Annotated in this window: 18 protein-coding genes; 11 read left to right on the top strand and 7 right to left on the bottom strand. The window is 36.5% G+C overall.

Features of this window, described 5'->3' with window-relative positions:
- Positions 1-41: 41 nt before the first annotated feature.
- Complete coding sequence (locus tag AAGF08_RS09820; RefSeq protein WP_343510981.1) at positions 42-581, bottom strand: hypothetical protein; 540 nt, start codon at positions 579-581, stop codon at positions 42-44.
- Positions 582-878: 297 nt separating this feature from the next.
- On the opposite strand from AAGF08_RS09820, the gene AAGF08_RS09825 reads away from it, so the two are divergent.
- From AAGF08_RS09825 to AAGF08_RS09855, 7 genes are all read left to right on the top strand, one after another.
- Positions 879-1,511 (top strand): hypothetical protein, encoded by a 633-nt coding sequence (locus tag AAGF08_RS09825; RefSeq protein ID WP_343510982.1) that lies wholly within the window; start codon positions 879-881, stop codon positions 1,509-1,511.
- Complete coding sequence (locus AAGF08_RS09830) at positions 1,508-1,942, top strand: VOC family protein (protein ID WP_343510983.1); 435 nt, start codon at positions 1,508-1,510, stop codon at positions 1,940-1,942. The genes AAGF08_RS09825 and AAGF08_RS09830 overlap by 4 nt, the downstream gene beginning before the upstream one ends.
- Before the next feature lie 267 nt (positions 1,943-2,209).
- Positions 2,210-7,168 (top strand): translocation/assembly module TamB domain-containing protein, encoded by a 4,959-nt coding sequence (locus AAGF08_RS09835; RefSeq protein WP_343510984.1) that lies wholly within the window; start codon positions 2,210-2,212, stop codon positions 7,166-7,168.
- Positions 7,155-9,443 carry a BamA/TamA family outer membrane protein gene (locus tag AAGF08_RS09840; protein ID WP_343510985.1) on the top strand — a complete coding sequence of 763 codons (2,289 nt, stop codon included), beginning with the start codon at positions 7,155-7,157 and terminating at the stop codon, positions 9,441-9,443. The genes AAGF08_RS09835 and AAGF08_RS09840 overlap by 14 nt, the downstream gene beginning before the upstream one ends.
- Positions 9,444-9,574: 131 nt before the next feature.
- Entirely contained in the window at positions 9,575-11,464 is a 1,890-nt protein-coding gene (locus AAGF08_RS09845; protein WP_343510986.1) for a DUF4153 domain-containing protein, read from the top strand.
- Positions 11,464-11,847, top strand: a complete 384-nt coding sequence (locus AAGF08_RS09850) for a VOC family protein (protein ID WP_343510987.1) — start codon at positions 11,464-11,466, stop codon at positions 11,845-11,847. The genes AAGF08_RS09845 and AAGF08_RS09850 overlap by 1 nt, the downstream gene beginning before the upstream one ends.
- 16 nt (positions 11,848-11,863) lie before the next feature.
- On the top strand, positions 11,864-12,430 hold the full coding sequence (locus AAGF08_RS09855; RefSeq protein ID WP_343510988.1) for a DUF664 domain-containing protein: 567 nt from the start codon (positions 11,864-11,866) through the stop codon (positions 12,428-12,430).
- Between the two features lie 36 nt (positions 12,431-12,466).
- Here the strand turns inward: AAGF08_RS09855 and AAGF08_RS09860 are convergent, their stop codons facing one another.
- Together AAGF08_RS09860 and AAGF08_RS09865 are read right to left on the bottom strand one after the other, a co-directional pair.
- Positions 12,467-14,104: a M28 family metallopeptidase gene (locus AAGF08_RS09860; RefSeq protein WP_343510989.1), complete on the bottom strand. Its 1,638-nt coding sequence runs from the start codon at positions 14,102-14,104 to the stop codon at positions 12,467-12,469.
- 262 nt (positions 14,105-14,366) lie between these two features.
- Entirely contained in the window at positions 14,367-14,927 is a 561-nt protein-coding gene (locus tag AAGF08_RS09865) for an aspartyl/asparaginyl beta-hydroxylase domain-containing protein (RefSeq protein ID WP_343510990.1), read from the bottom strand.
- A gap of 92 nt (positions 14,928-15,019) precedes the next feature.
- Here AAGF08_RS09865 and AAGF08_RS09870 point away from each other — a divergent pair, with 92 nt between their 5' ends.
- Positions 15,020-16,114 (top strand): Gfo/Idh/MocA family oxidoreductase, encoded by a 1,095-nt coding sequence (locus AAGF08_RS09870; protein WP_343510991.1) that lies wholly within the window; start codon positions 15,020-15,022, stop codon positions 16,112-16,114.
- A 61-nt stretch (positions 16,115-16,175) separates the two neighbouring features.
- Here AAGF08_RS09870 and AAGF08_RS09875 read toward each other — a convergent pair whose 3' ends face one another.
- A complete protein-coding gene (locus tag AAGF08_RS09875) occupies positions 16,176-17,162 on the bottom strand; it encodes a cytochrome c (protein ID WP_343510992.1) in 987 nt (328 codons plus the stop codon).
- Positions 17,163-17,429: 267 nt separating this feature from the next.
- A complete protein-coding gene (locus tag AAGF08_RS09880; protein ID WP_343510993.1) occupies positions 17,430-18,533 on the bottom strand; it encodes a Gfo/Idh/MocA family oxidoreductase in 1,104 nt (367 codons plus the stop codon).
- Positions 18,534-18,642: 109 nt separating this feature from the next.
- Here AAGF08_RS09880 and AAGF08_RS09885 point away from each other — a divergent pair, with 109 nt between their 5' ends.
- A complete protein-coding gene (locus AAGF08_RS09885; protein WP_343510994.1) occupies positions 18,643-19,104 on the top strand; it encodes a heme-binding protein in 462 nt (153 codons plus the stop codon).
- 42 nt (positions 19,105-19,146) lie between these two features.
- On the opposite strand, the gene AAGF08_RS09890 is transcribed toward AAGF08_RS09885, so the two are convergent.
- Entirely contained in the window at positions 19,147-21,831 is a 2,685-nt protein-coding gene (locus AAGF08_RS09890) for a TonB-dependent receptor (protein ID WP_343510995.1), read from the bottom strand.
- A gap of 28 nt (positions 21,832-21,859) precedes the next feature.
- Complete coding sequence (locus AAGF08_RS09895) at positions 21,860-22,690, bottom strand: GLPGLI family protein (protein ID WP_343510996.1); 831 nt, start codon at positions 22,688-22,690, stop codon at positions 21,860-21,862.
- 113 nt (positions 22,691-22,803) lie between these two features.
- Here AAGF08_RS09895 and AAGF08_RS09900 point away from each other — a divergent pair, with 113 nt between their 5' ends.
- Together AAGF08_RS09900 and AAGF08_RS09905 are read left to right on the top strand one after the other, a co-directional pair.
- Complete coding sequence (locus AAGF08_RS09900) at positions 22,804-24,327, top strand: ATP-binding protein (RefSeq protein WP_343510997.1); 1,524 nt, start codon at positions 22,804-22,806, stop codon at positions 24,325-24,327.
- Entirely contained in the window at positions 24,324-25,007 is a 684-nt protein-coding gene (locus tag AAGF08_RS09905) for a response regulator transcription factor (protein WP_343510998.1), read from the top strand. Before AAGF08_RS09900 ends, AAGF08_RS09905 begins: the two co-directional genes overlap by 4 nt.
- The last annotated feature ends 16 nt before the right edge of the window (positions 25,008-25,023 follow it).

Here is a 25,023-nt window from a genome sequence, read left to right on the forward strand (position 1 = left end):
GGATTCGAGAATTCGAAATCAAAAATCTTATATCACAAATCCTAGGATCCGCTTCCTTTAAATTGGTCTTCCTTATAGGCAAAGAGTACATTGAAAGTTGTCAACGAACCATAGCAGCGAGTAATATATTGCTGCAGATGTACCCGGTCCTCATCATCCAATTTAGGATGATTATTGATGTTTTGTTCCAATACCCGAAGTTTTTCTCTGACCATCACGATTTTGTGAAAGAATGTAGCCATTGGAATTTCTTTCGTTTGAAGATTTTCATCATTGGGTTCAAAAATCACATTTCCACCCATCCATTTCCCACCCAAAGGGACAATTGGTGCCCGCTCTGAGGTTTGGATTAAGGCTTCTCTAATTGCTCTCTCAACATCCTTCATAGTCAGCATCGGAAAATCGGGAACTTTTGCTTCTTCAATGGTAAAACCATCATAATCCCTTGCCAAAGTTTTGACTTCTTCCGTATCATAAAAATAAATCTTATAATAAGTCTCATCTACAGATAAAATCATCCCAGTTCCAAATTTAGGATGGTTGAGCTTACTTCCCGGTGCTAGTTCACTTGCATCTGCCATATTTTTAAAAATTTGTAGAATCCAAAATAATGAAATTGATAGAATTAGTTATAGAAAAAAATACAAACGGTGAAGAATAATAGTTCTCCCATGCTTTCAAATTCAAAGTATGGCAAACCCCTTTCAAATAATCATTATTTAATCTATTACTACTAATATTTTGAAGGATACAGTTTTCATTTTTTCTTATTTATGCTCTAATAGATTCTTGAATTCAAACTGTCTTATAGCATTTTTCAATCAAAGAACACAGATTTAAGAATTGCCATTTTCATGAATAATTGAATATTTTTATAAATGATCAATCAACTATTCCAGAAAAAGCTTTCCTATTTTTTGATTCAAGGGATTTCCATATTCTTAGGATTTACCTTTTGGGGAGCTGGGATGGCAAAACTATTCCATGAACACCAGTTTTTCGGTTGGATAGGTCCAGTATGGTTGATTGATGAGCTTGAACCATACGGGCTTGGTTTTTATGGAAGATTTATAGCTTATAGCCAAATAGTCATCGGCTATCTTTTAGTCACTACTCGCTATAAACTTTTGGGAAGCATTATGATGATTCCTTTGATTGGAAATATTTTGATGGTGACCATATCTCTTGACTGGAGAGGCACGCCTTTCGTTCTCGGATTTTTAATGCTGCTAAATTTGATTCTGCTTTGGCAATACCGGGATTTTTTCAGGCCTATTATTGATGAAGGAAGGAGTAATTATAATGTAAAGGCTCGATTTTTAAGAACTGGAAATGGACATTTAGTCTGGCTTGCAGGGCTTTCTTTACAACTAATTGCAATTCAGGTTTCTTATATCAATTGGATAGCTGCATGCTCGGTAGTATTATTGGGCCTGCTATTGTCGGCCTTAAGTTTTTACCTGGATAAAAAGAATGGAGTAGACACTCCACTTAATACCCAAAAACTATGAAAATCCACCCATATTTAAATTTTGACGGACAGGCCGAAGAAGCCATGTCGTTTTATAAAAGTATACTCGGAGGTGATTTTGATGGCGGAATTAATTATTTCAGCGAAATCCCAGGAATGGATCAGTTCACCGAAAAGGAGAAAAAAAGAGTGATTTATGTGACGCTAAAAATCTCTGAGGAAGTAAAAATCATGGCTAGTGACAACATGCCAAGTCTCAGCCACAAACTGGATGTTGGAAATCACAATTACATCTCGCTAATGCCAGATAGCAAAGAGCAAGGAAAAAGATTCTTTGATGGTTTATCTGAGGGAGGGGAAGTCGAAATGCCATACGAAAAAGTATTTTGGGGTTCTTACTTCGGAAGTTTTAAAGATAAATATGGGAATGGATGGATGGTTAATTATAACTTGAAAGAAGGAGAAGAGTAAAAGAAATCTTCTAAGTATAAATCAAAACCCTGAAGCTTAAATATTCATTACAACTTCAGGGTTAATTATTTTCTGAGTATTTTAATAATTCTAGCTCGAAAGTGTTAATCTTATCAATATCGCTAAAATTCTGGCCTATTTCTTGGTCTTTATTTAAGGATAACTAAAATTCGCATAAGACTCATTCTTTAATCTGTTAATATCAAACGCTACCTATTAAAATTTCTGAGGATATCCGGTATTGTTTTAGGTTCTCTTTTGATCCTGATGATAGCCTTGATCTTATTTATAAGAAGCCCTTGGGGTCAAGGGATAATTGTGGACAAAGCTACTTCCTATCTTCATGAGAAAACAGGGGCTGATGTCAGTGTAGGGAGACTCTTTATCACTTTCTCAGGAAATATAAGTCTTGAAGAATTTTACCTATCTGATGTGAACGGAGATACACTGGTTTATTCCAAAAACCTGGAAGCAGGTGTTTCATTTCTCCCTCTTATTCAAGACGGTTCCATACACGTAAGTAAATTCGATTGGGAAGGATTAATTGCCAGAATTAAGAGACCGGAAAGTAACGGCAAATTTAATTATGAATATTTAATAGATTCCTTTTCCTCTCCTGAAAAGGAAACTGTTTCCGATACCACAACTCAAGATAGCACTGCTTTAAACATTTCTCTTTCTCCCATTTCACTCAAAAAATTTGATATCAGCTATATAGATGAAGTTTCAGGAATTGAAGCATCATTAAAGTTTGACGATTTCGGATTGGCTATCCCAACCTTGGATTTGGAGAATTATATTTTTGGGATAGAATATGTTTCCCTAAAAAAATCATCCGTTCAATACAAACAAACCAAGCCATTTCCTCCCTCCGAAGAATCAGATGGAGAGTCAATTTTGCCAATAGTCCGAATTGAAAAATTGAATCTTCTAGATGTTAGTCTAGACTATGAAAATCCATTAGATAAGCAATTAGCACAGGTTAGAATTGGAGGATTATTACTAGAGATCCCTGAAATCGATTTGCCAAATCAAAAAATAGCTATTAACAAAATCGATCTTTCGAATTCAAATATTTTATTCCATGACTTTTCGGCTTCTGATAGCCTTGAATCAAATGACACACAAGATGATTCAAGTGATTTTACATGGCCTGAATGGTTGGTAGATTTAAAATCTTTGGCCCTTGAAAACAATCAAATTGAATACAAAACAAAAGACAAAGATCCTCAGATTGGGGTCTTTAATCCAGAGTTAATTCTTCTAGAGAATCTAAATTTACAAGCCAGCGATATTACTTTAGCTGATCAATCCGCAAGCATTAGCCTAGACGAATTTCAATTTTTAGAGGGAAGTGGATTTGAATTGAAGGATTTTGCATTAGCAGCCTCAGTTGGAAATCAGCAACTAACCGTCTCAAATTTCTATGTAAAAACTAATAGAAGTCAACTTTTGTCTTCCGCTAGTTTGTCGTATTTATCAATTCAAGATTTAATAAAAAATCCGGATCAATCGAAATTTGAACTAGATATAAACGACCTAAAACTTGATATTCAAGACAGCTACTTTTTTGCTCCAGAATTAGCAAAAGATACGCTGATCCAAGAATTGGCCAAGAACCCATTTACGGGTAATCTAGCGGCAAATGGAGACCTCTCAACATTAGAAATCGCTGAGTTAACCTTAGGCTGGGGAAACACATTTTTTCAAACGAATGGGAGTATAAGTCACCTGCTTGAAATGGATTCACTTTATATTGATTTCCCAGCTATCACTTTAGAGACAAAAAGAAATAACCTGGCAAAATTTGTCAGCGAGCAAGACTATGGAATACAGTTCCCAGAAAGTATTTCCATTAAAGCACTTACAAAAGGAACTCTCCAAGATATGATCGCAAAATTGGATTTAGACTCCGATTTAGGAAAAATCTTTCTTGATGCAAGCTACCAGAATTTGGATCAGATTGCATTTGATATCGACCTTGAGCTATCCCAATTGCAATTAGGAGTTCTACTCAATAATCCGGATTTAGACACGCTCTCTTTTAATCTTCAAGCCAATGGAAATGGCACAAGTATTTATAAACTGAATGCGAATCTCCAATCAGACTTTGAAAAGCTGAAGCTTTATGGGGCTGATTACTCAGGTCTTCAATTAAATGGTGATCTCAATAATGGAATTGGGGATATTAGTCTTTTACTAGATTCAGAATATTTAGATTTTGATTTTGTGAGCAGTCTTGCTTTGGATTCAATGAATTCCAAAATTGGTTTGGAATTGGATTTAAAAGGAGCAGATTTTTATAAACTAGGGTTTTCCTCTAAAGAGTCGAGAGCGAAATTTATGTTTGAAGCAGATATTGAAGGAGATTTAGATGATTTCAGAGCTTCAGCCTTTTTGCATGATGGATTAGTGCTTTATGATAAAAAAACATATCAGACCGGTCAAATTGATATTAATGCCCTTCTGAATCAAGATTCCACCAATATCTCTATTGATAGTAAACTGCTGAAAGGATTCTTGGAAACCAATACAAACCCAACAGCATTAGCACAGGGACTTGAAAATCATTTTCTTCATTATTTAGATAAAATTGATTCAACCCAAGTACCTTTAGATAGTAATATTGTGATGAATATGGAATTATCAATTGTTGATGATCCCATTCTAGGTGAAGTATTTTTACAAGGCCTAGAGCAATTGGATTCAGCAGGTGTTCAATTATCTTTTTATCAAAATCTCGATTCTCTTACGGCAAGGTTAGATCTTCCTTTCGTAATCTATTCAGGAAGTGAGATAGATAGTTTAGAGTTAAATCTCAATTCTTCTATTGAAAAACTACAACTCGATTTGGGATTCCAAAACCTTACAGCGGGCCCATTAAATATGGAAAGAACCCTCTTCACAGGAGAGTTAGCAGATTCAAGAATATATTTTGATTTTGATGCATTTGAGGAAGAAGAACAACTTTATCATATCTCGTCTGATATTGGCTTAGATGGAGATTCAATAGTCCTTCATATAGACCCAGAAGTCCTGATTCTAAATAAGAATAATTGGTCTGTACCAATCTCCAACCAAATCATATATTCCACAGGAAACTTGGCATTTCAAGATTTCAGTTTTTCTAGAAATGGTCAGGAGATTTCGTTTGAAAAGAATATTCCTGGCTTTACAGAAGAAAACATAGCTGTCCATTTCCAAAATTTCAGACTTTCTACGTTCACAGGATTGCTCAACCCAGAGGAAACTATTGCTGGTGGAAAATTAAACGGGCAACTTGTAGTGGAAAACCCTTTTGGTGCGATTGGTCTGATGGGAGAACTTCAAATAGATAGCTTGAAAGCAATTGGAGTCCCAATTGGCAACTTAAATTTAAAAGCTACAGCCAAGAGTCTCGGCAACTACATTATTGCATTAAGTTTAAGAGACGGAGGGTTAGATCTGGATTTGAATGGGGGATTCATTGCGAATGAAACTGGTGGGGAGTTTGATCTTAAACTAGATTTGTTGAAGGCCGAGATGTCGAAAATAGCTTCACTTTCCCAAGATCAAATTCTAGATGCATCAGGTTATTTGAAGGGCTCCTTCACCGCAAATGGATCTACAAACGACCCAAGGTATACTGGCGATTTTCAGTTCATCGAAACTTCTTTTATTCCAGCTCAACTGAGCACCAAATATCTTCTTTCTGATGAAACGATTAAAGCCGATAATGATGGAATCTATTTTGATCAGTTTACCATCAGGGACACTGAAAATAACACTTTTGAAATAAACGGATCGGTTCTCACATCGGATTTCACTAACCCTGGATTTGATCTAAAGTTGACCGCTAAGAATTTTATGGTAATAAATTCAACAGATCGGGATAATGAGCTTTTTTATGGGAAAGGGACAATTGATGCTGATGTTACTATAGAAGGTGATTTAAATCTCCCAATTGTTGAAGCAGAATTAAATGTAAAAGAAAGTACAGACTTAACTTTTATCATCCCAGAATCACAACTTGACGTAGTGGAAAGAAACGGGGTAGTTTTATTTGTTAACAAAGAAAATCCAGATGATATCCTCACCAGTGGCATCGAAAAAACTACAACCACTTTTTCAGGATATGATATTCAGGCATTAGTAACCGCCGACCCCAATGCAACATTTACTGTTGTAATTGATCCGAAAACGGGAGACAACCTTTTAATTTCCGGAAGTGCAAACCTTCAAATGGATATCAATCCAAATGGTAGGATAACACTGAGTGGAGACTATGAAATTTCAGAAGGTCATTATGAAATGTCACTATATAATCTGATCAGTAAAAAATTCATAATTGATAAGGGAAGTAGAATCACATGGAATGGTGATCCAATGGACGCATCGATGGATATAAGAGCTATTTACAAAGTTGAAACTTCCTCAACAGAATTAATGAATTCCCAATTGACAGGAAGTAATCAGGAAACCAAATCACAGTATAAAAGAAGGCTTCCATTTTTAGTATACCTGAATGTAAATGGTGAATTACTAAAACCAGAGATTTCCTTTGCTCTGGATATGCCAGAGAGTGAACAAGGGGAATTTGGCGGTAGTGTTTATTCTAGGGTTCTACAACTCAACGAACAAGAGAATGAATTGAATAAACAGGTTTTTTCACTTTTGGTATTGAATAGGTTTTTCCCATCTTCTGGAAGTGATGGTTCGACAGGTGGAGCAGAAGCAATCGCCAGAAATAGCGCCAGTCAAATTCTCTCAGGACAAATGAATGCACTCTCAAACAAGCTTTTTGGGGACAGCGGTTTTCAACTTGGATTTGATTTGGATTCTTACCAAGATTATCAATCAGGAAGGGCCCAAAACCGAACTGATTTAAATATCAATGCACAACAGAGTCTTTTCAATGATCGATTAGTGGTACAAGTTGGAAGTCAAGTAGATTTGGAAGGAAGTCCACAGAGTTCAGAGCAGGCAAATTCAATTCTTGCAAACATTAGTTTTGAATATTTACTAACTGAAGATGGTAGATGGAGAATACGTGCCTTTAGAAAAAATCAATTTGAAAGTATTATTGATGGTCAATTAGTGGTGACTGGTGCAGGTCTTATCTTCAATAGGGAGTTCAATTATTTTAAGGAGCTTTGGAATGCGCCAACTGTAGATGTTAATAAAACTAATCCGATCGAAGAGTTAAAGAATAAGCAAGAAAAGGAGGTAGATAATGAAAATCACTAAGCCCTTACTTTTCTTCCTTTCAGTATTCGTTTTTGTTTCAAGCTGCCAGGTAAAAAAATATATTCCAGAAGGAGAATTACTTTATAAAGGAGCAAATCTTGAACTGGAAAAACCGGAAGATCTTGAGAATTTCAAAACTGTAGAAGCGGAATTAAATGAATTGCTTCGTCCTGAACCAAATGGCAAATTTTTAGGTATGTATTTTGGCCTCTGGGCGCACTATAAAGCCGAAAAAGGGAATCCTGGTTTCATTAATCGATTTTTAAATAAAAAATTCGGTCAGGAACCAGTTTATTTCAGTGATGTGAATACCATTCGAACAGAAGAACTTATCCTGAACAGGTTAGAAAATAGAGGCTTTTTTTATAGCTCCGCAAATTCGGAAGTTGTAACAACTGAGAAATTTGCAGAGGTATATTATACCGCTTCGATTACTCATCCTTATGTCCTAAATGAAATAAAATTAGACAGGGACTCACTTCCCATAGAACATGAAATAAAGGTTCTATTGGCAGATTCAAAATTAAAAGCAGGAGGCCGATTTGATCTCAAAACCTTAAATCAAGAAAGAGATAGAATTGATACCGAATTAAAACAAATTGGTTATTACAATTTTAATAGTGACTTCCTGATTTTCGAGGCAGACACCAACATTTCTGATACCTCAAGATTATTCAATCTGTATTTAAGGCTTAAATCTAACACACCTGAAAATGGTATTTTACCTTATCTAGTAGACCAAATAGAGGTATTCCCAAATTATTCAATTGATGAAAGTGCGGAAAAATTGGATACGGTGAAACTGGATGGAAAAGAATTTATCCAAGGGAATTTTGCCTTTAAGCCCAAACTACTAAACGACTATATTCTGATAGAAAAAGGGAAGAAATATGACCCAATCAAGTCAAGGCTTTCCAGTAACAGGTTAAGTTCAATAGGAAACTACAAATTTGTAAATCTACGCTATGAAGAATTACCCGAGAGAGATTCGATGGGACACTTAGCTGCTAGTTTTTACCTCTCACCAATGACGAAAAGATCTGTTAGGGCGGAATTATTGGGAGTTTCCAAGTCTAACAATTTTGCAGGCCCCGATCTCAACCTAGTTTATAGAAACAGGAATTTATTTCATGGAGGAGAAACATTTAATGTCACCGGAAATATCGGCTATGAGCTTCAAATAGCTGGAGGAGACAGGTCAAAGCTGGAATCAATTCAATTGGGATTAAAAGCAGATTTAATATTCCCGAGAGTCATCTTCTTTTTCCCCATTAAAGAGAAGTTCAGCTATTCCGTACCTAAAACCAAAATAAGCTTAGGTACAGAATACCTAAGTAGAGGTGGGTTATACCGACTCAATTCATTTTTTAGTACTTATGGTTACTTCTGGAATGCAAATAGATATGCCTATCATGAAATAAACCCCATAAGTATCAATATTGTAAATCTTTCAAAGTCTTCACCTGAGTTTGAGGATATTTTAGATAATAATCCTTTTCTGAGAAAAAGTTTTGAGCAAAGTTTTATTGCGGGTGTGAATTATACTTTTAACTACAATAAACTAAATGATCGATTCAGAACTCATGGGTATTTCTTTGGCTTGGGTATTGACCTTGCAGGAAACCTTATAAATGCTCTAGACCGACTTTCAGGCAAAGACGATGGTAGAATATTTGGTCTTGAATATGCGCAATACGCCAAAACAGATTTTGACTTTAGATACCACTTTAATTTTACAAAAACACAAACCATCGCAACTCGACTCTTTGCAGGTGTAGGAGTGCCTTTTAAAAACTCTGTTTCTCTTCCCTATTCTAAACAGTATTTTTCTGGAGGACCTAATAGCATTAGAGCCTTTCGGATACGGTCAATTGGACCGGGAAGCTATGTTCCAGAAGAATTTAATGATGATTCATATTTTGACCAATCGGGGGATATACGATTGGAAGGAAATATAGAATACAGATTTCCACTTGTTTCCTTTTTGAAGGGAGCCTTATTTTTAGATGCCGGTAACATCTGGCTTATGAATGAAAATGAAGCTTTACCCGGCGGAAAATTCAGTTCTGATTGGTGGAAAGAAATTGCTGTTGGCTCTGGGGTGGGTTTAAGAGTAGATATTGAGTTTTTTGTAATTCGATTTGATTTAGCGACTCCATTGAGAAAACCCTTTTTGCAAGAAGGACAACGTTGGGGAAATTCATTTGACATAGGCAGCAAAACCTGGCGTAAAGAAAACCTGATTTTTAATTTCGCAATTGGCTACCCATTCTAATTAAAACGCTTTTTATATTTCAATTTTTTGGAAGCCAGTCTTAGCATTTAAGATTATTTAAACTTTCCAGAGTCATCATTACTTTTTGCTTGAGCTTAAAATATCTAATTTCCTTTTTAATTATCAGGAACATGAAATTCTCCTCCATAAATCAGCTCCGAGAAGATTCCTTTTTAGCTGCCAAACGCTTTCCTCTTAGTTTAATTTCAGCTTTTCTTGGCTCCTTTTTACTCACATACTTAATAGAAATTGATGAATTTGATCAGCAACTTAGTTTGGTCAATTTATTATTAACATTGGCATTGGGCGTTCCCTTATTTTTTTGTGTGGACATCCTTATAGAAAAATTAAAACTTGATTTCACAAAGAGGCTTTTTGGATGGGGAATCGCTCTAATAATCTTAACCTTGATCTATTTCTCTTTTCCTGAGGAAAACACCTTTACCACTACTCGGATTCCATATATCAGATATATTATCTATAATCTCACCGCTCATTTGTTGGTAGCTTTTCTCTCTTATTGGAATGAAAAAAGTGATTTGACTTTCTGGAAATTTAATGAAAACCTATTTCTACGAATTGTCTTAGCAACTTTCTACTCGCTTGTTATTTTTACCGGGATTTCATTGGCACTAGCAGCTATTAGAACTCTTTTTTCAGTAGAAATTGAACCAAAGACATTCTTTGAAATTTTCATTTTCACTGTTGGGATTTTTAATACTTGGTTTTTTCTTTCAGGAGTACCTAGGAATTTAGAGGAAAGGATTTCGCTTAAATCATACCCAAAAGGGTTTAAAATATTCACTCAATTCATCCTGATACCACTCTTGCTGGTATACCTGGCGATCCTATATTTCTATGGAGCAAAAATCATCTTGACCTGGGACTGGCCAAAAGGGATTGTAAGCTATATGATTATCGCTATTTCTGTATTAGGTATTTTTACAAACCTCCTCCTTTTTCCGATTCAGGATCAAAAAGAAAGTACTTGGATCAAAACTTTTTATAGAGCCTTTTATTTCCTTTTAATCCCATTGATCGTTTTACTATTTCTAGCTATTGGAATTAGAATTCAGGATTATGGATTAACAGTCAATCGATACATTATCCTCTTAATGGGAATCTGGCTCACTTTAATAGTATGCTATTTTACTTTTGGCCCAGCAAGGATTAAAATTATTCCAATTTCTCTTGCTTTTTTTATGATCATTGGATCATTTGGACCATGGGGAATGTTCAGCCTTAGCGAATCAAGGCAAGTTGATCGATTGGAAAAAATACTAACCGATTCAAATATTCTCCTCAATGGGAAAATTCAAAATGAAGTCTTCTGGGAAATCTCAGAAAAAGGAAGATTAATTTCAAAAAGCCCAAAAGAAATCAATAGACTTTCTCAAGAAAACTTGGAAGATGTCAACTCAATCATTCAATATTTGGAAGACTACCATGGGTTCAAGGCCATTTTGAATTGGTTTGAACAAGACCTGAAAAAACTATATCAGGAATCTTCTAATTCTTCTAGTCGTTTTTTTAGGCTAGATTATGGGAAGTTCATCGTTGAGTCGATGGGGATAAAATATATCCCCAATTACTTAATTGATAATGGGTCCATAAATGAAAATTCTATTTCTTGGAATGCGGAGTACGATGAGGTAAAAGTCATTTCAGGTTTTGACTTCGCGATGGATTTCAACTTCAATTCCGGAAACTATGAAAAGAATTGGGCTCTTCCAGGCACGAGTGAAGTGGTGGTTAAGATAGACCCAGAGCTTGGTATTTTATATTTCGAACTGGAGGAAAATAAAATTGAGTTTGATATCTCAGCACTTAGATCAGCTCTTCTGAATCAATATGGGAATGGTTTTGTAGAGAATATCGACGCAGAAGATATGGCTCTGGAGTTTAGCAATGATTCTGTCAACATTAAAATTCAGTTCCAATTTCTGGAGAATGACAGTAATGAGCAAGATTTTTTTGATCATCTTGAGGGAACCATCCTTTTTGGAAAAATAACTAAGTAATGGAAATAGAGCATTTGGCACTTTGGGTAGAAAATCTAGAAGAAATGAAAGCTTTCTATTGCACCTACTTCCACATGACTGCAAATGAAAAATATCATAATCCGGCAAAAAACTTCACTTCATATTTTCTGTCTTTTGAATCTGGTGCCAGAATCGAGTTGATGCATAAACCCGGATTAGTTTCTTTCGTGGAGCAAAATGACCTGAGAGGATTTAATCACATTGCCATTTCAGTAGGAAGTAAAGCGAAGGTTTTGGAAATGACAGAAAAACTTAGAAAGGCTGGATTTGAAATTAAAAGCGAGCCAAGAACTACAGGAGATGGCTATTTTGAAAGTGTAATTTCAGATCCAGAAGGAAATTCTATTGAACTTACTATTTAAATTTTATCAATAAAAAATGAAAACAATCAAGATTTTTACCCTTAGCATTTTGTGTTTGGTCTTAATTCAAACGAAGTTAAAAGCCCAAGTAATTGAACCTCCGAAAGGATATTCCCATGACATAGGGAACATGGTGGCTATGCTAGACGATGTCAAAGGTAGAATTCACCGGATAACCATGAATATGACACAGGATCAGGCTGATTTCTTATTAGACGAAAATGCTAATAGAATCGGTGCTATGATTATGCATTTAGCTTCGACTGAGAAATTCTATCAGGTCTTCACTTTCGAAAATCGTGAATTTAACGAAGCAGAAGAGGAAAAATGGATGACTGGCTTGATGTTGGGAGAGGATGCCAGGAATGAATTCCAAGGAAAACCAATTTCTTATTACTTCGAAATCTGGGATGAAGTAAGGGCAAGAACAAAGGAACTTTTAAAGGATAAAGACGATAAGTGGTTATCCTCAAAAAGAGAGGGTACTGATATGAATAATTATTGGGCCTGGTATCATGTCATGGAGCACCAGTCCAATCATATGGGACAAATCGCTTTGATTAGATCGAGATTACCACAATAAAACGAAAGAGGCAGCTTACCCGCTGCCTCTTTCGTTTTATTTCATATAGCTCTCTCTAATAGCCCGGAATTCTGAATTTGGCTTCCATTTAGGCCAAGTATCAGAATTAGCTAAGTTTTTACCTACTTCATATAAAAGCTGAACATCTTCCACCGCTCCTTCTAAGTTCCATCGGGAAAGGTCATATTCGTCTGAAGGATTATGATAGTATTTTTGGACATACTCTTCTTCCAAGGCTTTCCCATATTCCTTTCCTTTTTCGAAGTGATCAATCCCATTACTAAAATAGAGAGCAGGCACACCTATTTTTGCAAAATTGAAATGATCAGATCTAAAATAATATCCAGCTGAAGGAGTCGGATCAGGTGCTGAATATCTTCCTACTTTTTCCAGCTCCACATTCAATAAATCCTCCATATCTGACTGACCAATTCCTATCAAAGAAACATCTTTCATTTTACCATAAGGGTTGATGCCATCCATATTGATATTGGCTACGGTTTTTTCCTTTGGATAAATAGGATTTTGAGCATAATATGCAGATCCCCATAGGCCTTGTTCTTCCGCAGTAACAGCTAAGAAAACTACGGTTCTTTCTGGCTGAGCATCTGTTTTAAAAGCTTTGGCAAGCGCCAAAAGAGCCGCTGTTCCAGAGGCATTATCCAAAGCTCCATTATAAATACTATCCCCCGTTTCATCAGGAGCTCCATATCCGAAATGGTCCCAATGGGCTGTATAAATAATGACCTCATCAGGATTTTTGGAACCTGTAACTTTAGCTATCACATTTTTAGAGATATCATAATCTGCAACGACCTTCATGGAGGAGCTAGCTTTCAGATTCATAGGAATAGCTTGGAATTCAGATTTTCTGGCTTTTGCAAGTAATTCTCTTCCATCAAAGCCTGCCATTTCAAAAAGCTTATTTGCCGTTGGCAATGTCAACCAACCTTCAAATGCAGGAGTATAATTGGAAGCTCCCCTCTCATCTAAGTATAGAAGCGGGGAATTCCATTTCCCTTGTATTACATTAAAACCATAGCCGGCAGGAATGGTATTATGGACAATCAAACACCCCAAAGCTCCTTGTCGAATTGCTTCTTCATATTTATAGGTCCATCGGCCATAATAAGTCATTGTGTTTCCTTTAAAAAAGGCTTCGTCCTCCGTGCCAAAACCAGGATCATTCACAAGAACTACCACTATTTTTCCCTTGACATCAATATTTTTATAATCATCCCATCCATACTCTGGAGCGATTATACCAAAACCTGCAAAGACCATTTCGGCGTTTTCGAAACTGACCAACGAATCTGTTCTTTGAGTCCATAACACATAGTCTTTCAGCCCTTCCAAAATCACTGTTTCATTTGCCGACCTCACTATCATATCAGAGGATGGAATAGTTTTAATGGAAACCATAGGAACATCTTGAAAATAAGAGCCTCCATTGCCGGGCTCCAAACCCATTGTTTTAAATTCATCTTCAAGGTACCCAATTGTAATTTCTTCACCCGCAGTAAATGGCATTCGCCCCATGAACTCATCGGATGCAAGCTTTTTGAGTTGAGGCTCAAGATCTGAAATCTGGAATTTATAAGTTTCTTTTTCTACATTTTGGCAGCTCCATATGAGAACTCCTGAAATTAACATAGCAATGGACTTTAACCGCATAGTTCTTGAGGTTGGATGTTTTTAAAATTACTAATTTCTCATCATTGAAAATCTAATTATTCTTCTTCACTTAGAAAAACTTGAAAAATAACCAGTCTAATCCCCTATCAATTAATGGGCAGCAAATTTAGTGAGTCCCGTTTTCTACTTGATCTGGTTTTTGTGAACCCTTTTAAAGCAATGAATCAATATGAGATGTATCCTAAAAAGCATCTATTAAAAATTTTAGAAGTAAAAATCTTCCAATCCAATTGTAAGGTTTTTAAACATTTAAAAAATCTCTAATCCATTCATTGAGGTCTAAATCTAGTACCAAATGGATTAAATCAGTTTTACCTTCATTCGTAAATTTATGTCGGTCTGAAAGTTTCAAATACCAACATTCTCCTTCATTCAATTCAACATTTGAATCGTTTAAAAGGACTGTTACTTGGGGATTTGTAAAAACAGGAACAAAGACTCTCACTTTGTTATCTCCCAAATCATAATCCAAATGTTTAACCGCCTCAGAACCTGAGGATAATTTCATCAATCGGACTGAATATTTATTACATTCAAATAGTTCAAGAATTGAAGAAATATAAGGGCAATCCTGAAGGTAGGGTGTTGAAAGAAAATTTAGATCCTCGGAGCCTATTGAATCTGAATTTTTCTGAGAATTAAATTCATCTTTTGCGGTCAGTAAAATTACCGACCAGTCACTCTCATAACCTTGCTTCCTTGACAATCGGTCCCAATTCACAATATTCAATGAATGTACCTCGTCTTGAAGTTTTTTGACATCAAATTGAAATGGGAATTTGATTCTATCGATTTGAAGCATTCCTAATTATCAGATAATCAACAAATAAGAAGATTTTGCTTGTATTAACCATATGTTTTCCTCAATTTTTAACATATTCAATCAAATTCGAAATGGCTAGAAAAGTTTTTCTTATCATATTCATAGCAATAAGCTTCTCATCATTTTCTCAAAATAGACTAAAAATTGGAGTAGCAGGTCTCACCCACGGACATGTTGGATGGATTTTAGAAGCCAATAAAAGGTCTGACATAGATATAGTCGGGATTTCTGAACCTAATAAAGAATTGGCAGAACGTCTAACCAAGCAATATGGGATATCCATGGATCTGGTATATGATGATTTGGAAAAAATGCTAACTGAAACCAAACCTGAAGCAGTAACGGCGTTTGGTAATATCTTTGATCATTTGTCTGTAGTCGAGGCAGCTGCACCGAAAGGTATTCATGTCATGGTAGAAAAACCCTTGGCTGTGAGCCTGGATCATGCGAACAAAATGGCTAAACTTGCCAGAAAACATCAGATCCACTTAATTACAAACTATGAAACAACTTGGTACCCATCAGTAGAAAAAGCTGAGCAACTCCTAAGTGAAGGTAAAATCGGAGAAATGAGAAAACTCATTGTTAGAGATGGACACAGAGGACCAAAAAAAATTGGAGTAAGTCCTGAATTTTTAGAGTGGCTGACTGACCCAAAACTGAATGGAGGAGGTGCAATTATTGATTTTGGATGCTACGGTGCGAACCTTTCAACTTGGCTTCATCAGGGAAAAAGACCGATTTCAGTTACCGCAGTTACCCAGCAATTGCAAGCAGAAAACAATCCAAAAGTTGATGATGATGCCACTATTATTTTGACATATGAGAATTCCCAAGTAATCCTAGAACCATCTTGGAACTGGCCTATCGGTAGAAAAGATATGGAGATTTATGGACTCACCGGAGCTCTTTTCGCTGACAATGGAAAAACACTAAGACTAAGAATGGCTGAGGGATATGATGGTTTTGATGAGGAACTTTACAAGTTTGAAAAAAGAGATAGCCCTTATGACGATCCATTTACTTTTTTCAAAGCAGTAATCCTTGGGGAAATCAAACTTTCCCCCTATGATTTAAGCTCTTTGGAAAACAATCAGATCGTAGTGGAAATACTTGAAGCAGCGGTGGAAAGCTCTAAAACTCACAAAACCGTTTTCCTCAAATAGTTTAAAATTTAGGCGTGACTCCCCCAAAGAATAGGTGAATGCTCATAGACTCTTCCAGCTTTTACTCTGAGGATACAACTTCCAACATATGTTGCGTTTTTTCAATTTTGTGAGAGACAGGGTCCAAGGCCATTAAATATTTGTAGATAGCCCGTAAATCAACTTCACTCATTTGAGCAAAACTTCCCCACGGCATAGGAGAATGTTCGTATACCCTACCACCCGATTTAAATCTTGCTACAAAAACATCTTCCGTCCAATTTGTAATCATTCCTGTTTCAGGATCAGGCGTAAGGTTAGGGGTGATAAATTTTGCCCCAGGCACTTCTTCAAACTCAAGACCTCCACTAAGCTTGGGACCGGTGAATTCTCCCGTCATCAAGTCTCTTGGAGAATGGCAGCCAACACAATTCGCAACTGAATTTGCCAGATATTCCCCATATACTTCGGAAACCTCAATGTCCACTTTTTTAGGAGGGATCTTCTCAGGACCTACGGGTTTGATTAGTCCAAATGCCAGAATTGCTTTACCTAGAAATGTATACTCTGTAGGTTCAACATAATTGTTTACAGGTTCTTGTGATCTTAAAAATGAAATAATTGAAGCTACATCGTAATCTGACATATTTTGAAATGGCATAAAAGGAAAAATCGGTCTTCCGTCATGACCGATAGAGTTTCTCATGACTCTGGCAACTTCTCCATCTGTGAGTTTGCCGATCCCAGTTTCCATATCGGGAGTTAAATTTCTCGACCTGATTATTCCTGGGTCCAAAATGAATTCCCCTCCTCCAATCAAGGCATGATTTATTCCATTTTCGGCCTCTTTTGCTCTTTCTGGAGGATTATGACAACCAGCACAATGCGCCGGTCCGTATACTAAATACTTACCTCTAGCTATCATGGTCGAATCAGTACTTGCCTTTATATCGGGATAAGGTGCATCATACTTTTGATCCCATTTTAAGAGAACAAAGCTCACAAAAGCTAAAACAACAAAGAGCAAAACACCTGCTATCCAAGTAACAATTAACAATCCTTTTTTCATACTTATTTCAATCGGTGGTAAAGACAAAAATTATTTTAATCAATCTAAATTTTCCAAACCTTAAAAAATGGTCTGGAACCATAAAACCAAAGCCAAAAAACAATAATGACTAGTTAACTATTTGAAAGCCATTAAAATAGGCACAACTTAATGTAGATATAATTTTTCAATTAAACATTGTACTATTTTTAGTTATTGAAAAAATATTTTCAACCAAAAAAAACAGCCTTGGAATCCAAGGCTGTTTTTTACCCAAAATTATGGATTTTAGATACTAACTTTCATCCCCGTTTTTGCAGATTTCAAAATGGCTTGGACCACTTTTATGTCTCTTAAGCCTTCTTCGCCAGGCACCAAAACCGGCGAACCTTCCATAATGGATATTGAATCATGATCCATTTGATTTGCTTGCTGCCAAGGAACCTGATACGGGAAATTTATTTCACCTAAAGGACTTTTGCCTTTATTCCCATTGTACCCAGAAAACGGTTCCATCTCAATCTTTCCCTGCTCACATTGAATCGTTAAAAAATTGGTGTTTTCGAAAAATGAGGTTTTAATGGAGGCCATTGCTCCTCCTGGAAACTCCAGTTGTGCCTCTACTATTTCACCAAGTCCATTTTTATATATTTCTGGTCTTTCAGCCCAAACTTTTGCAGCATTAACAGAAATCGGTTCCTGTCCAAATCCAAGTCTCGCTCCTTGAATTGCATATACACCCATATCATAAATAACTCCCCCTCCCATCTCAACTTTTTGCTTCCAATGATCCGTTCTGTTTTCCCGATATCCCGCCGCACAATCGACCTTTAAAACATTTCCTAATTTTTTACCTTTAACAATTTCCTGAAAAGCCTGAGTGTTTGGTTCATGTTGGCAGCGATAACCAATTGACAAATTGACATTATTTTCCTTACAGGCATCAATCATTGCCTGACAATCCTCTGCAGTCACCGCCATTGGTTTTTCACACCAAACATGCTTCCCTGCTTTTGCGGCCCTGATTACATATTCTTTGTGCATGGAAGGTGGTAAAACCACATATACCACATCTATATTCGGATTGTCAGCAATCGAGTCAAAATTTTCATAATTATATATGTTCTCTATGGGAATATTATATTTCCCACGCCACATCGGTATTTTTGAGGGAGTTCCTGATACAACTCCAGCTAGATAACAATTCTCTGTCTGCTGTAATGCTGGTGCCAATAAATCAGTACTGTAATACCCCAATCCAACTAATGCAACTCCAAGTTTCTTTCGTTTTTTAACTTTGGAATTAGCAAATAAATTGAAAGGGGAAATTAAACTTGCTCCTGCGGCAAGTGAAAGGGTTTTCAGCGAATCTCTTCTTGAAAAAATCTTCATAAAATCTAAATAAGATTAGGGATAAATAATTGTCTTCGATCAATTTAAGAGATTCTACTTAGGGTTCAAAAAATCAGTAACTTAGATTTTCAATCTAACTCATAGTACGATGAAAAATATATTCTTTGCACTAATAGTTTTTCTTTCCATAAACGGTACTTCTAAGGGTCAAACTCAAGCCTATATAAATTTTGAAACAGCAACCATGATTTCTGATGCTGCACAAAAAAAGGCAGTAGAAGAGGGATGGAATATGGTTATAGTGATTTTAGATGGTGGAGGAAACCTTATTTCACTTCGTAGAATGGATGGTGTGCAAATAGGAAGTATAGATGTAGCTATAGCCAAAGCTAAATCTGCGGTTTACTTCAGAAGGCCTACTAAGATTTTTGAAGATGCGATGAAAAATGAAGGTGGAGGTAGAATAGCCACCCTTCCCAATGCTGTTGCAATAGAGGGAGGACTTCCAATTTTCAAGGATGGAGTTTGCATCGGATCAATTGGAATTTCAGGTGCCACCTCAGCACAAGATGGAATTGTAGCCGAAGCAGGCATTTCTGTGATTAATTAATTATTGTTTGGTAATATTCCTTTTTTACCCTTCCGCTTCAAATTAAATATCCCATTTGATTGTAAACAGACTGTACCTAGGCTGAACTAAATAAGAATATGTACTGATTAGGTTATCGTTGAAACTATCTCTCCGAATAGACCGGGTATCCAGAATATTCCAAACAGTAAACCGGAATTCAAAAGGACTGGATTTTCCTTGATAACTCAAAAATGCATTCAGGAAATCGAATTCACTTTGCGTTCCGGCTCCTGTATTCGTATAGGTGTTAAAAGCATAATCTGCATTCAATTTCAATCCTTTCCAGATATCCCAATCAACCTCAAATTTTGGAGTATGTGTATTAAAAGTGTTTTGGGAGTTTAATCCGTTATAACTGTTGGTAGCAAAGGTATATCCAAAATCCACTTCCACTTTTTTGAAAAAAGTAGTAGTCGCTTTCACATTATAGGTTTGAGAAAACTGCTTATTTTGGTTTACCTCTTCATTGATCAAGTTATTGGTAGTAAATGAATTCCACTGACCACTTGCAGACATCTTAAACTTATTGAATTTCTTATCAAAGCTCAGATTTCCGCTTACTGTTTCATTGACCGGAGTGATATTCATGACAGTCAAAAATCTGTTAATACCTTGAAAATCTGTGATATTCACAATATCATTTCTCTTTCGCTGCCAATTAAGTGTTCCATAAAAGCTAATAGATGAGAAGAAATCATAGTGGCTGTAGTTCAAAGAATGATTATTAAATAATCCATTATCAAGCATCCGGTTTCCTGTGAAAATCGAATTATAATCCTGAATAATATAGCCTTTTGCAAGTTTCTGGATATCCATGAAATTAGCGGAGGTCAGGAATCTATAGGTTAAGGATTTATTAGATTTAATCGCCCACTTCGCATACATTCCCGGAAGTAGCAGATACTTTTCTTGGGTCAACCTATCTTCAAATTGCTGATCTTGCCAAGCATATCGATGTGCAAAAAGGGAAGGGCTTAAGATGAAATCTTTCCACTTGGTTTTGTAGGTCATTCCTAGGGACAAATCCTGAATTCCAAATTGGTTATCATTTTCAAACTCTGTATACGATTCATTTGAAGAGGGTAGAATCTGGTTTAGACCAGAAATCATTTCTTGCCGCGTATCGGAATAGCCCAAGCTCCAATTCAAGTGATTTGTGGCATTAAGAATATGATAATAATTAAGTGAACCTTCTATAGTTCTTGAATGAATTTCTTGTTGTTGAAGGAAACGATAATTCTCTTGATCCAGAATGGGAAGTACACCCATGAACGGCCTTTGATTCGTTGTCAAATCATACAAAGGATCCTGGTATTTTTTCTCCCAATTTAATTCCATTGAGAATACTCTTTTATCTGAAGGAGCATGATACCATTCTGCTTTCTGCTGCACACTATAAGGTCTCCTTGTTTGAAGATTATTGATTTGCTGCCTGATGCTTCCAAAATCAGAATCCAGTAAATTTCGATTTTGAATATCCGCCAGCTTTCCAAAAACTGAATATTTGACATACGTTTCCTCTCGAGGAGTATAGGTCATTGCATATTTCATTAATCCTGACCCATTCTCTACCGTACTGGCAGAACTTAAAGTTTCCTCCTGATTTTCATCACTTCTAAGATATGTCCTTTGAGAAATGCTACCCAGTCTATTCTTGGAAGTGGACCCAATGACAAAACCAGAATGCCTCCATTTTGAGCTGGGATGATAATTCAAATTCAATGCTCCTAAAGCTGTTTCCAAAGAAGCCGCATTATTCCTTTGGGCCATAGGAATCCCCATATCTTCACTACTCATTGAGATAGAAGTCCCAGTCCTTCCTGTGAGTCCAGCCATTCCTCCACTAAACCGAAAATAGTCCTGCAAAGTGAATGGTAGTTCGCCGATATTATTCCCATCTGCTATCAAATTCAGATTCAATTTTGGAGAATAGTAAAAAGCATTGGCATGCCCTAAGTATCTCTCTTCTGGCCCGGCTCCTGCAGTCAAATCTCCGAAAATCAATTTCTTTTTTCCATCCTTTAATTGAATATTCAAAGCCAAAGATTCGTCCGTATCCAACCCTCTTACTGGGGCCACTTCATTAAAGTTCTTTAGTACCTGAACCCGATCCACTGCATTTGCAGGCAAATTTTTAGTAGCCAATTTGGTATCTCCATCAAAAAAGTTTTTCCCATCCACCATGACTTTGTCCACTTTCTTTCCTTGGACTTTCACACCACCTTCATCATCGATTTCAAATCCCGGAAGCTTCTCCAACACATCTTTAAGCTTTCTTTCTGTTCCAGTGGTGAATGCATCAGTTTTATAAGTCAAGGTATCTCCCTGCATGGTTACCGGAAGTTCAGAAACTACTTCTATCTGATCCAACATGGTTTCATCATTCGTCAAAATCACCTGGATAGGTTCATCGGGTGACCATTCGGTAAATACCTGTTCAAATTGCTTATAGCCTACAAATGAAATTCGAATTAAATAATCAGACCCTGGAACAAGAGCTAGCTTAAATCTACCTTCACCATTGGTTATGGCAAAAGCTCCGATTTTTTGAGTAGTCTGGTTGATGGCAACCACGTTGGCATAGCTGATCGGCTGATTCAACGAATCCAAGACCTGCCCTACCAGATTTTTTGACTGTGAAAAAGAAGAAAAAGAAAGCAGGGATAGGAGAAAAACCCCTGCAAAACTTTTAAAAATAAATTTCATGTTGGTTTAGTTTTCGGAATTATTTAAATCAATTCCCGATTTTGATGGTCATCTGATGTTCTCCTGACTTACCAGAGTACTTTTTCATCATTTCTTGCATTTTTTCATCTGCTAATGCACGATAATCCTCACTATTCATTTCTTTCCCCTTATTTGGAACAATTATTTCAACAGCTTCTTCTGGGTTCAACACAATTTTTTCGGCAATCAATGTGCTTCCATTGTTCTGCAACTCCAAAATCAAGCCTGGTAATCCCCAAAATTCGGAAGGTCCGTGACTGACTGGGATTTGCGAAGTGAACCAAGCAACTACCTGGACGGTATCTTTTACCACCTCCATCTCTTCCATACCTGTAGAGAAGCGTTTGCTATCTACAATTTTTGAATAGGTTGCTTTCTGACATTCATAGTCCCCAATTTTTTTTGTCTCCCCAGTAAGCTCCCAATCATAAAGGTTCAACTTGTCTTTTACCAGAAACTCCCTACCCATCAGATCTTCCTCTTTCAGATACATTTGCTCTGAAAGATTTTTATAAAGTGTCAAATCCGTACTTCCCGTATTAATGACGATACTAGCTCCTCCAGATGAAGCTGTAGCAGGCCCAGCACCTAAACTCTCAGCCTGCTTCCAATTAGATTCTCCCTGATTAAATGATAGAATGTATTCTCTTTCCATTTGCTTCTTCAACTGCTTTTGAAGATCTGCCATCACTTCGGGCGCCATTTTGGAGCTATCCATGGAAAACTTGATATTCGAAGACGATTTGTAATAAGCTCTTCCTGTTAGTCCCTGGGAAAAAGTAGTCCCAACGAAACACATGAATACAAGCAAGGCGAGTAGTAAAATTTTGGTTTTCATAGCGAATTTTTCTTTGATACAAATGAATAGAATCAGACAAAACAACTGCGTTAAGCAGTGTTAACGTGTGTTAACATTCGGTTTTTCAATCAGTTTGCTCCTAATTTAGTGCCGTGAAACAATTACAATTCAAGCGGATAGGAATTCTGATAGCCTTTACATTAGGCGTGAGTATTTGTGTCCAAATCTATCGAAATATCTCTCAATTTCATCAAATTGAAAACCAACTGACCAAAGATATTCAAGCTAGTCTTGACAATGCATTGGAAGCGTATTTTGCAGATTTAGCTAAAACTGATGTTGTGACTTTGACAGATGGAAAAGCAATAAAGTTTAATTATTCCATAAGTGACTCATTAGAAAATGACAGTTTGGATGACTCTTTCTTTGAGCGAGTGGGCAAAAGTAAAATGGTTTTTAGATCTCTTGAAACTTTAGATGAAATTGACTCAATTACAGCCAATTGGATAACAACTGACTCTTTCAATTCGTTGGATGGAATATCTCACTTAAGGTTTGATTCTGCAAAAAACATGGAAGTAGATGAAAAGCACCAGATCAATATTTTCAGAGGATTAGAATCTGTTGATAGCATTCGTCGCCTAAAAGAATTAACCAATACGATCATCATTTCCATTACGAGAGATTCTTTGAATTTTGACAAAATCAACGAACTTTTCAAAGCCGATCTTGACAGGAAAGGAATCAGCATAGATTATGGAATTCTACAATACGATAAGGACACGATTGCTGGTTCCTTTAATTATCCTGCACTTTTAGAGATGCCTTTTAAAACTGTGACCAAATCCACTTTTTTACCAAGAGGACAGGTTCTCGAACTTTACTTCGAAAACACAGCATTAAACATCCTGAAAAGAGGGATAGTTGAAATCCTAACTTCATTGTTGTTTTTGGGTATCATTTCTTATGCTTTCTACTACCTCTACCAAACTATTAAAAATCAAAAGGAGGTAGCTGAAATCAAGCAGGATCTAATCTCCAATATCACGCACGAATTCAAAACTCCAATCGCAACTACCCTTTCGGCTATAGAAGGAATTGAGCAATTTAATCCAAAAAACGATCCTGAAAAGAATAAACGTTACTTGGGAATTTCAAAAATGCAGCTGCATAAACTGAACTTGATGGTGGAGAAATTATTGGAAACTGCCACCTTGGATTCCGAGCAATTGATGCTGAGAATAGAAGAAATTGACCCTGAACCAATCCTCCGAAGTTTACTTCAAAAATATCAGACTTTGGCACCGGAAAAAGAAATCCAACTTCAGGTACCTGCGCAGATTCATCCGATTAAGGTGGACTCTTTTCACTTTGAAAATGTGATTTCGAACCTCCTAGACAATGCCATCAAATATGGTGGTGATCAGATAAAAATCAGCTTGGATCAAAGCAATAAAACCAAAATTAAGATTTGGGATAATGGTGGGAAAATTAGCGGTGGACAGAAAGAACGGATATTTGAGCAGTTTTATAGAATTCCACAAGGAAATATCCATGATGTTAAAGGATTTGGGATAGGCCTCTATTATGTCAAAAAAATCATAGAAAAGCATGGTGGGGAAATCAGTTTGCAAACCGCACCTCATAGTACTTCATTCATTACAACTTGGCCATGATTGAAAAAACAAAAGTAGTACTGGCAGAGGACGAAATCTCTTTAGGGATGATCATCCAGGAAAGTTTAGAAAGCAGAGATTTTGAAGTAATACTCTGCTCAAATGGTGAAATAGCATGGGAAAAATACAAATCCTCCAAACCCGATATTTTGGTCTTGGATGTAATGATGCCCAAAAAAGATGGATTCACTTTGGCGGAGCAAATTCGAAGAATTGATCCATTTACTCCCATTATTTTTCTTACTTCAAAAGGCCAAACAGAAGATGTGGTCAGGGGCTTTGGCCAAGGTGGAAATGATTATATCCGCAAGCCATTTAGTATGGAGGAATTGATTGTTAGGATTAATGCACAATTGGATAGAAAAGCTCTTAGAACCCAGCAAAGTGATTGGCTTCAGATCGGCAAATTCAAGTTTCACCCTACTAAGCAGTTACTTAAACTTGGAGACAGCGAATCTCCATTAACAGCCAGAGAATCTCAGCTACTTCAGATTCTTCTGGAAAACTGCAATGACATCACCGACCGAAGTCTGATTTTGACAAAAATCTGGGGGGCTGATGATTTCTTCAATGCCCGAAGCATGGACGTTTTTATTACCAAACTCCGCAAGAAACTTCAAGATGATCCCGAAATCCAAATCCTGAATATCAGGGGTTATGGTTATAAATTAGTTTGCTAAAAATATATCGTCTTCA

The organism is Algoriphagus sp. SE2 (assembly GCF_039563885.1).
Taxonomy (GTDB): domain Bacteria; phylum Bacteroidota; class Bacteroidia; order Cytophagales; family Cyclobacteriaceae; genus Algoriphagus.

Excerpts from the sequence above, each read along its gene's own strand:
- AAGF08_RS09820 (WP_343510981.1), bottom strand. The coding sequence starts at position 581 with ATGGCAGATGCAAGTGAACTAGCACCGGGAAGTAAGCTCAACCATCCT.
- AAGF08_RS09825 (WP_343510982.1), top strand. The coding sequence starts at position 879 with ATGATCAATCAACTATTCCAGAAAAAGCTTTCCTATTTTTTGATTCAA.
- AAGF08_RS09830 (WP_343510983.1), top strand. The coding sequence starts at position 1,508 with ATGAAAATCCACCCATATTTAAATTTTGACGGACAGGCCGAAGAAGCC.
- AAGF08_RS09835 (WP_343510984.1), top strand. The coding sequence starts at position 2,210 with ATGATAGCCTTGATCTTATTTATAAGAAGCCCTTGGGGTCAAGGGATA.
- AAGF08_RS09840 (WP_343510985.1), top strand. The coding sequence starts at position 7,155 with ATGAAAATCACTAAGCCCTTACTTTTCTTCCTTTCAGTATTCGTTTTT.
- AAGF08_RS09845 (WP_343510986.1), top strand. The coding sequence starts at position 9,575 with ATGAAATTCTCCTCCATAAATCAGCTCCGAGAAGATTCCTTTTTAGCT.
- AAGF08_RS09850 (WP_343510987.1), top strand. The coding sequence starts at position 11,464 with ATGGAAATAGAGCATTTGGCACTTTGGGTAGAAAATCTAGAAGAAATG.
- AAGF08_RS09855 (WP_343510988.1), top strand. The coding sequence starts at position 11,864 with ATGAAAACAATCAAGATTTTTACCCTTAGCATTTTGTGTTTGGTCTTA.
- AAGF08_RS09860 (WP_343510989.1), bottom strand. The coding sequence starts at position 14,104 with ATGCGGTTAAAGTCCATTGCTATGTTAATTTCAGGAGTTCTCATATGG.
- AAGF08_RS09865 (WP_343510990.1), bottom strand. The coding sequence starts at position 14,927 with ATGCTTCAAATCGATAGAATCAAATTCCCATTTCAATTTGATGTCAAA.
- AAGF08_RS09870 (WP_343510991.1), top strand. The coding sequence starts at position 15,020 with ATGGCTAGAAAAGTTTTTCTTATCATATTCATAGCAATAAGCTTCTCA.
- AAGF08_RS09875 (WP_343510992.1), bottom strand. The coding sequence starts at position 17,162 with ATGAAAAAAGGATTGTTAATTGTTACTTGGATAGCAGGTGTTTTGCTC.
- AAGF08_RS09880 (WP_343510993.1), bottom strand. The coding sequence starts at position 18,533 with ATGAAGATTTTTTCAAGAAGAGATTCGCTGAAAACCCTTTCACTTGCC.
- AAGF08_RS09885 (WP_343510994.1), top strand. The coding sequence starts at position 18,643 with ATGAAAAATATATTCTTTGCACTAATAGTTTTTCTTTCCATAAACGGT.
- AAGF08_RS09890 (WP_343510995.1), bottom strand. The coding sequence starts at position 21,831 with ATGAAATTTATTTTTAAAAGTTTTGCAGGGGTTTTTCTCCTATCCCTG.
- AAGF08_RS09895 (WP_343510996.1), bottom strand. The coding sequence starts at position 22,690 with ATGAAAACCAAAATTTTACTACTCGCCTTGCTTGTATTCATGTGTTTC.
- AAGF08_RS09905 (WP_343510998.1), top strand. The coding sequence starts at position 24,324 with ATGATTGAAAAAACAAAAGTAGTACTGGCAGAGGACGAAATCTCTTTA.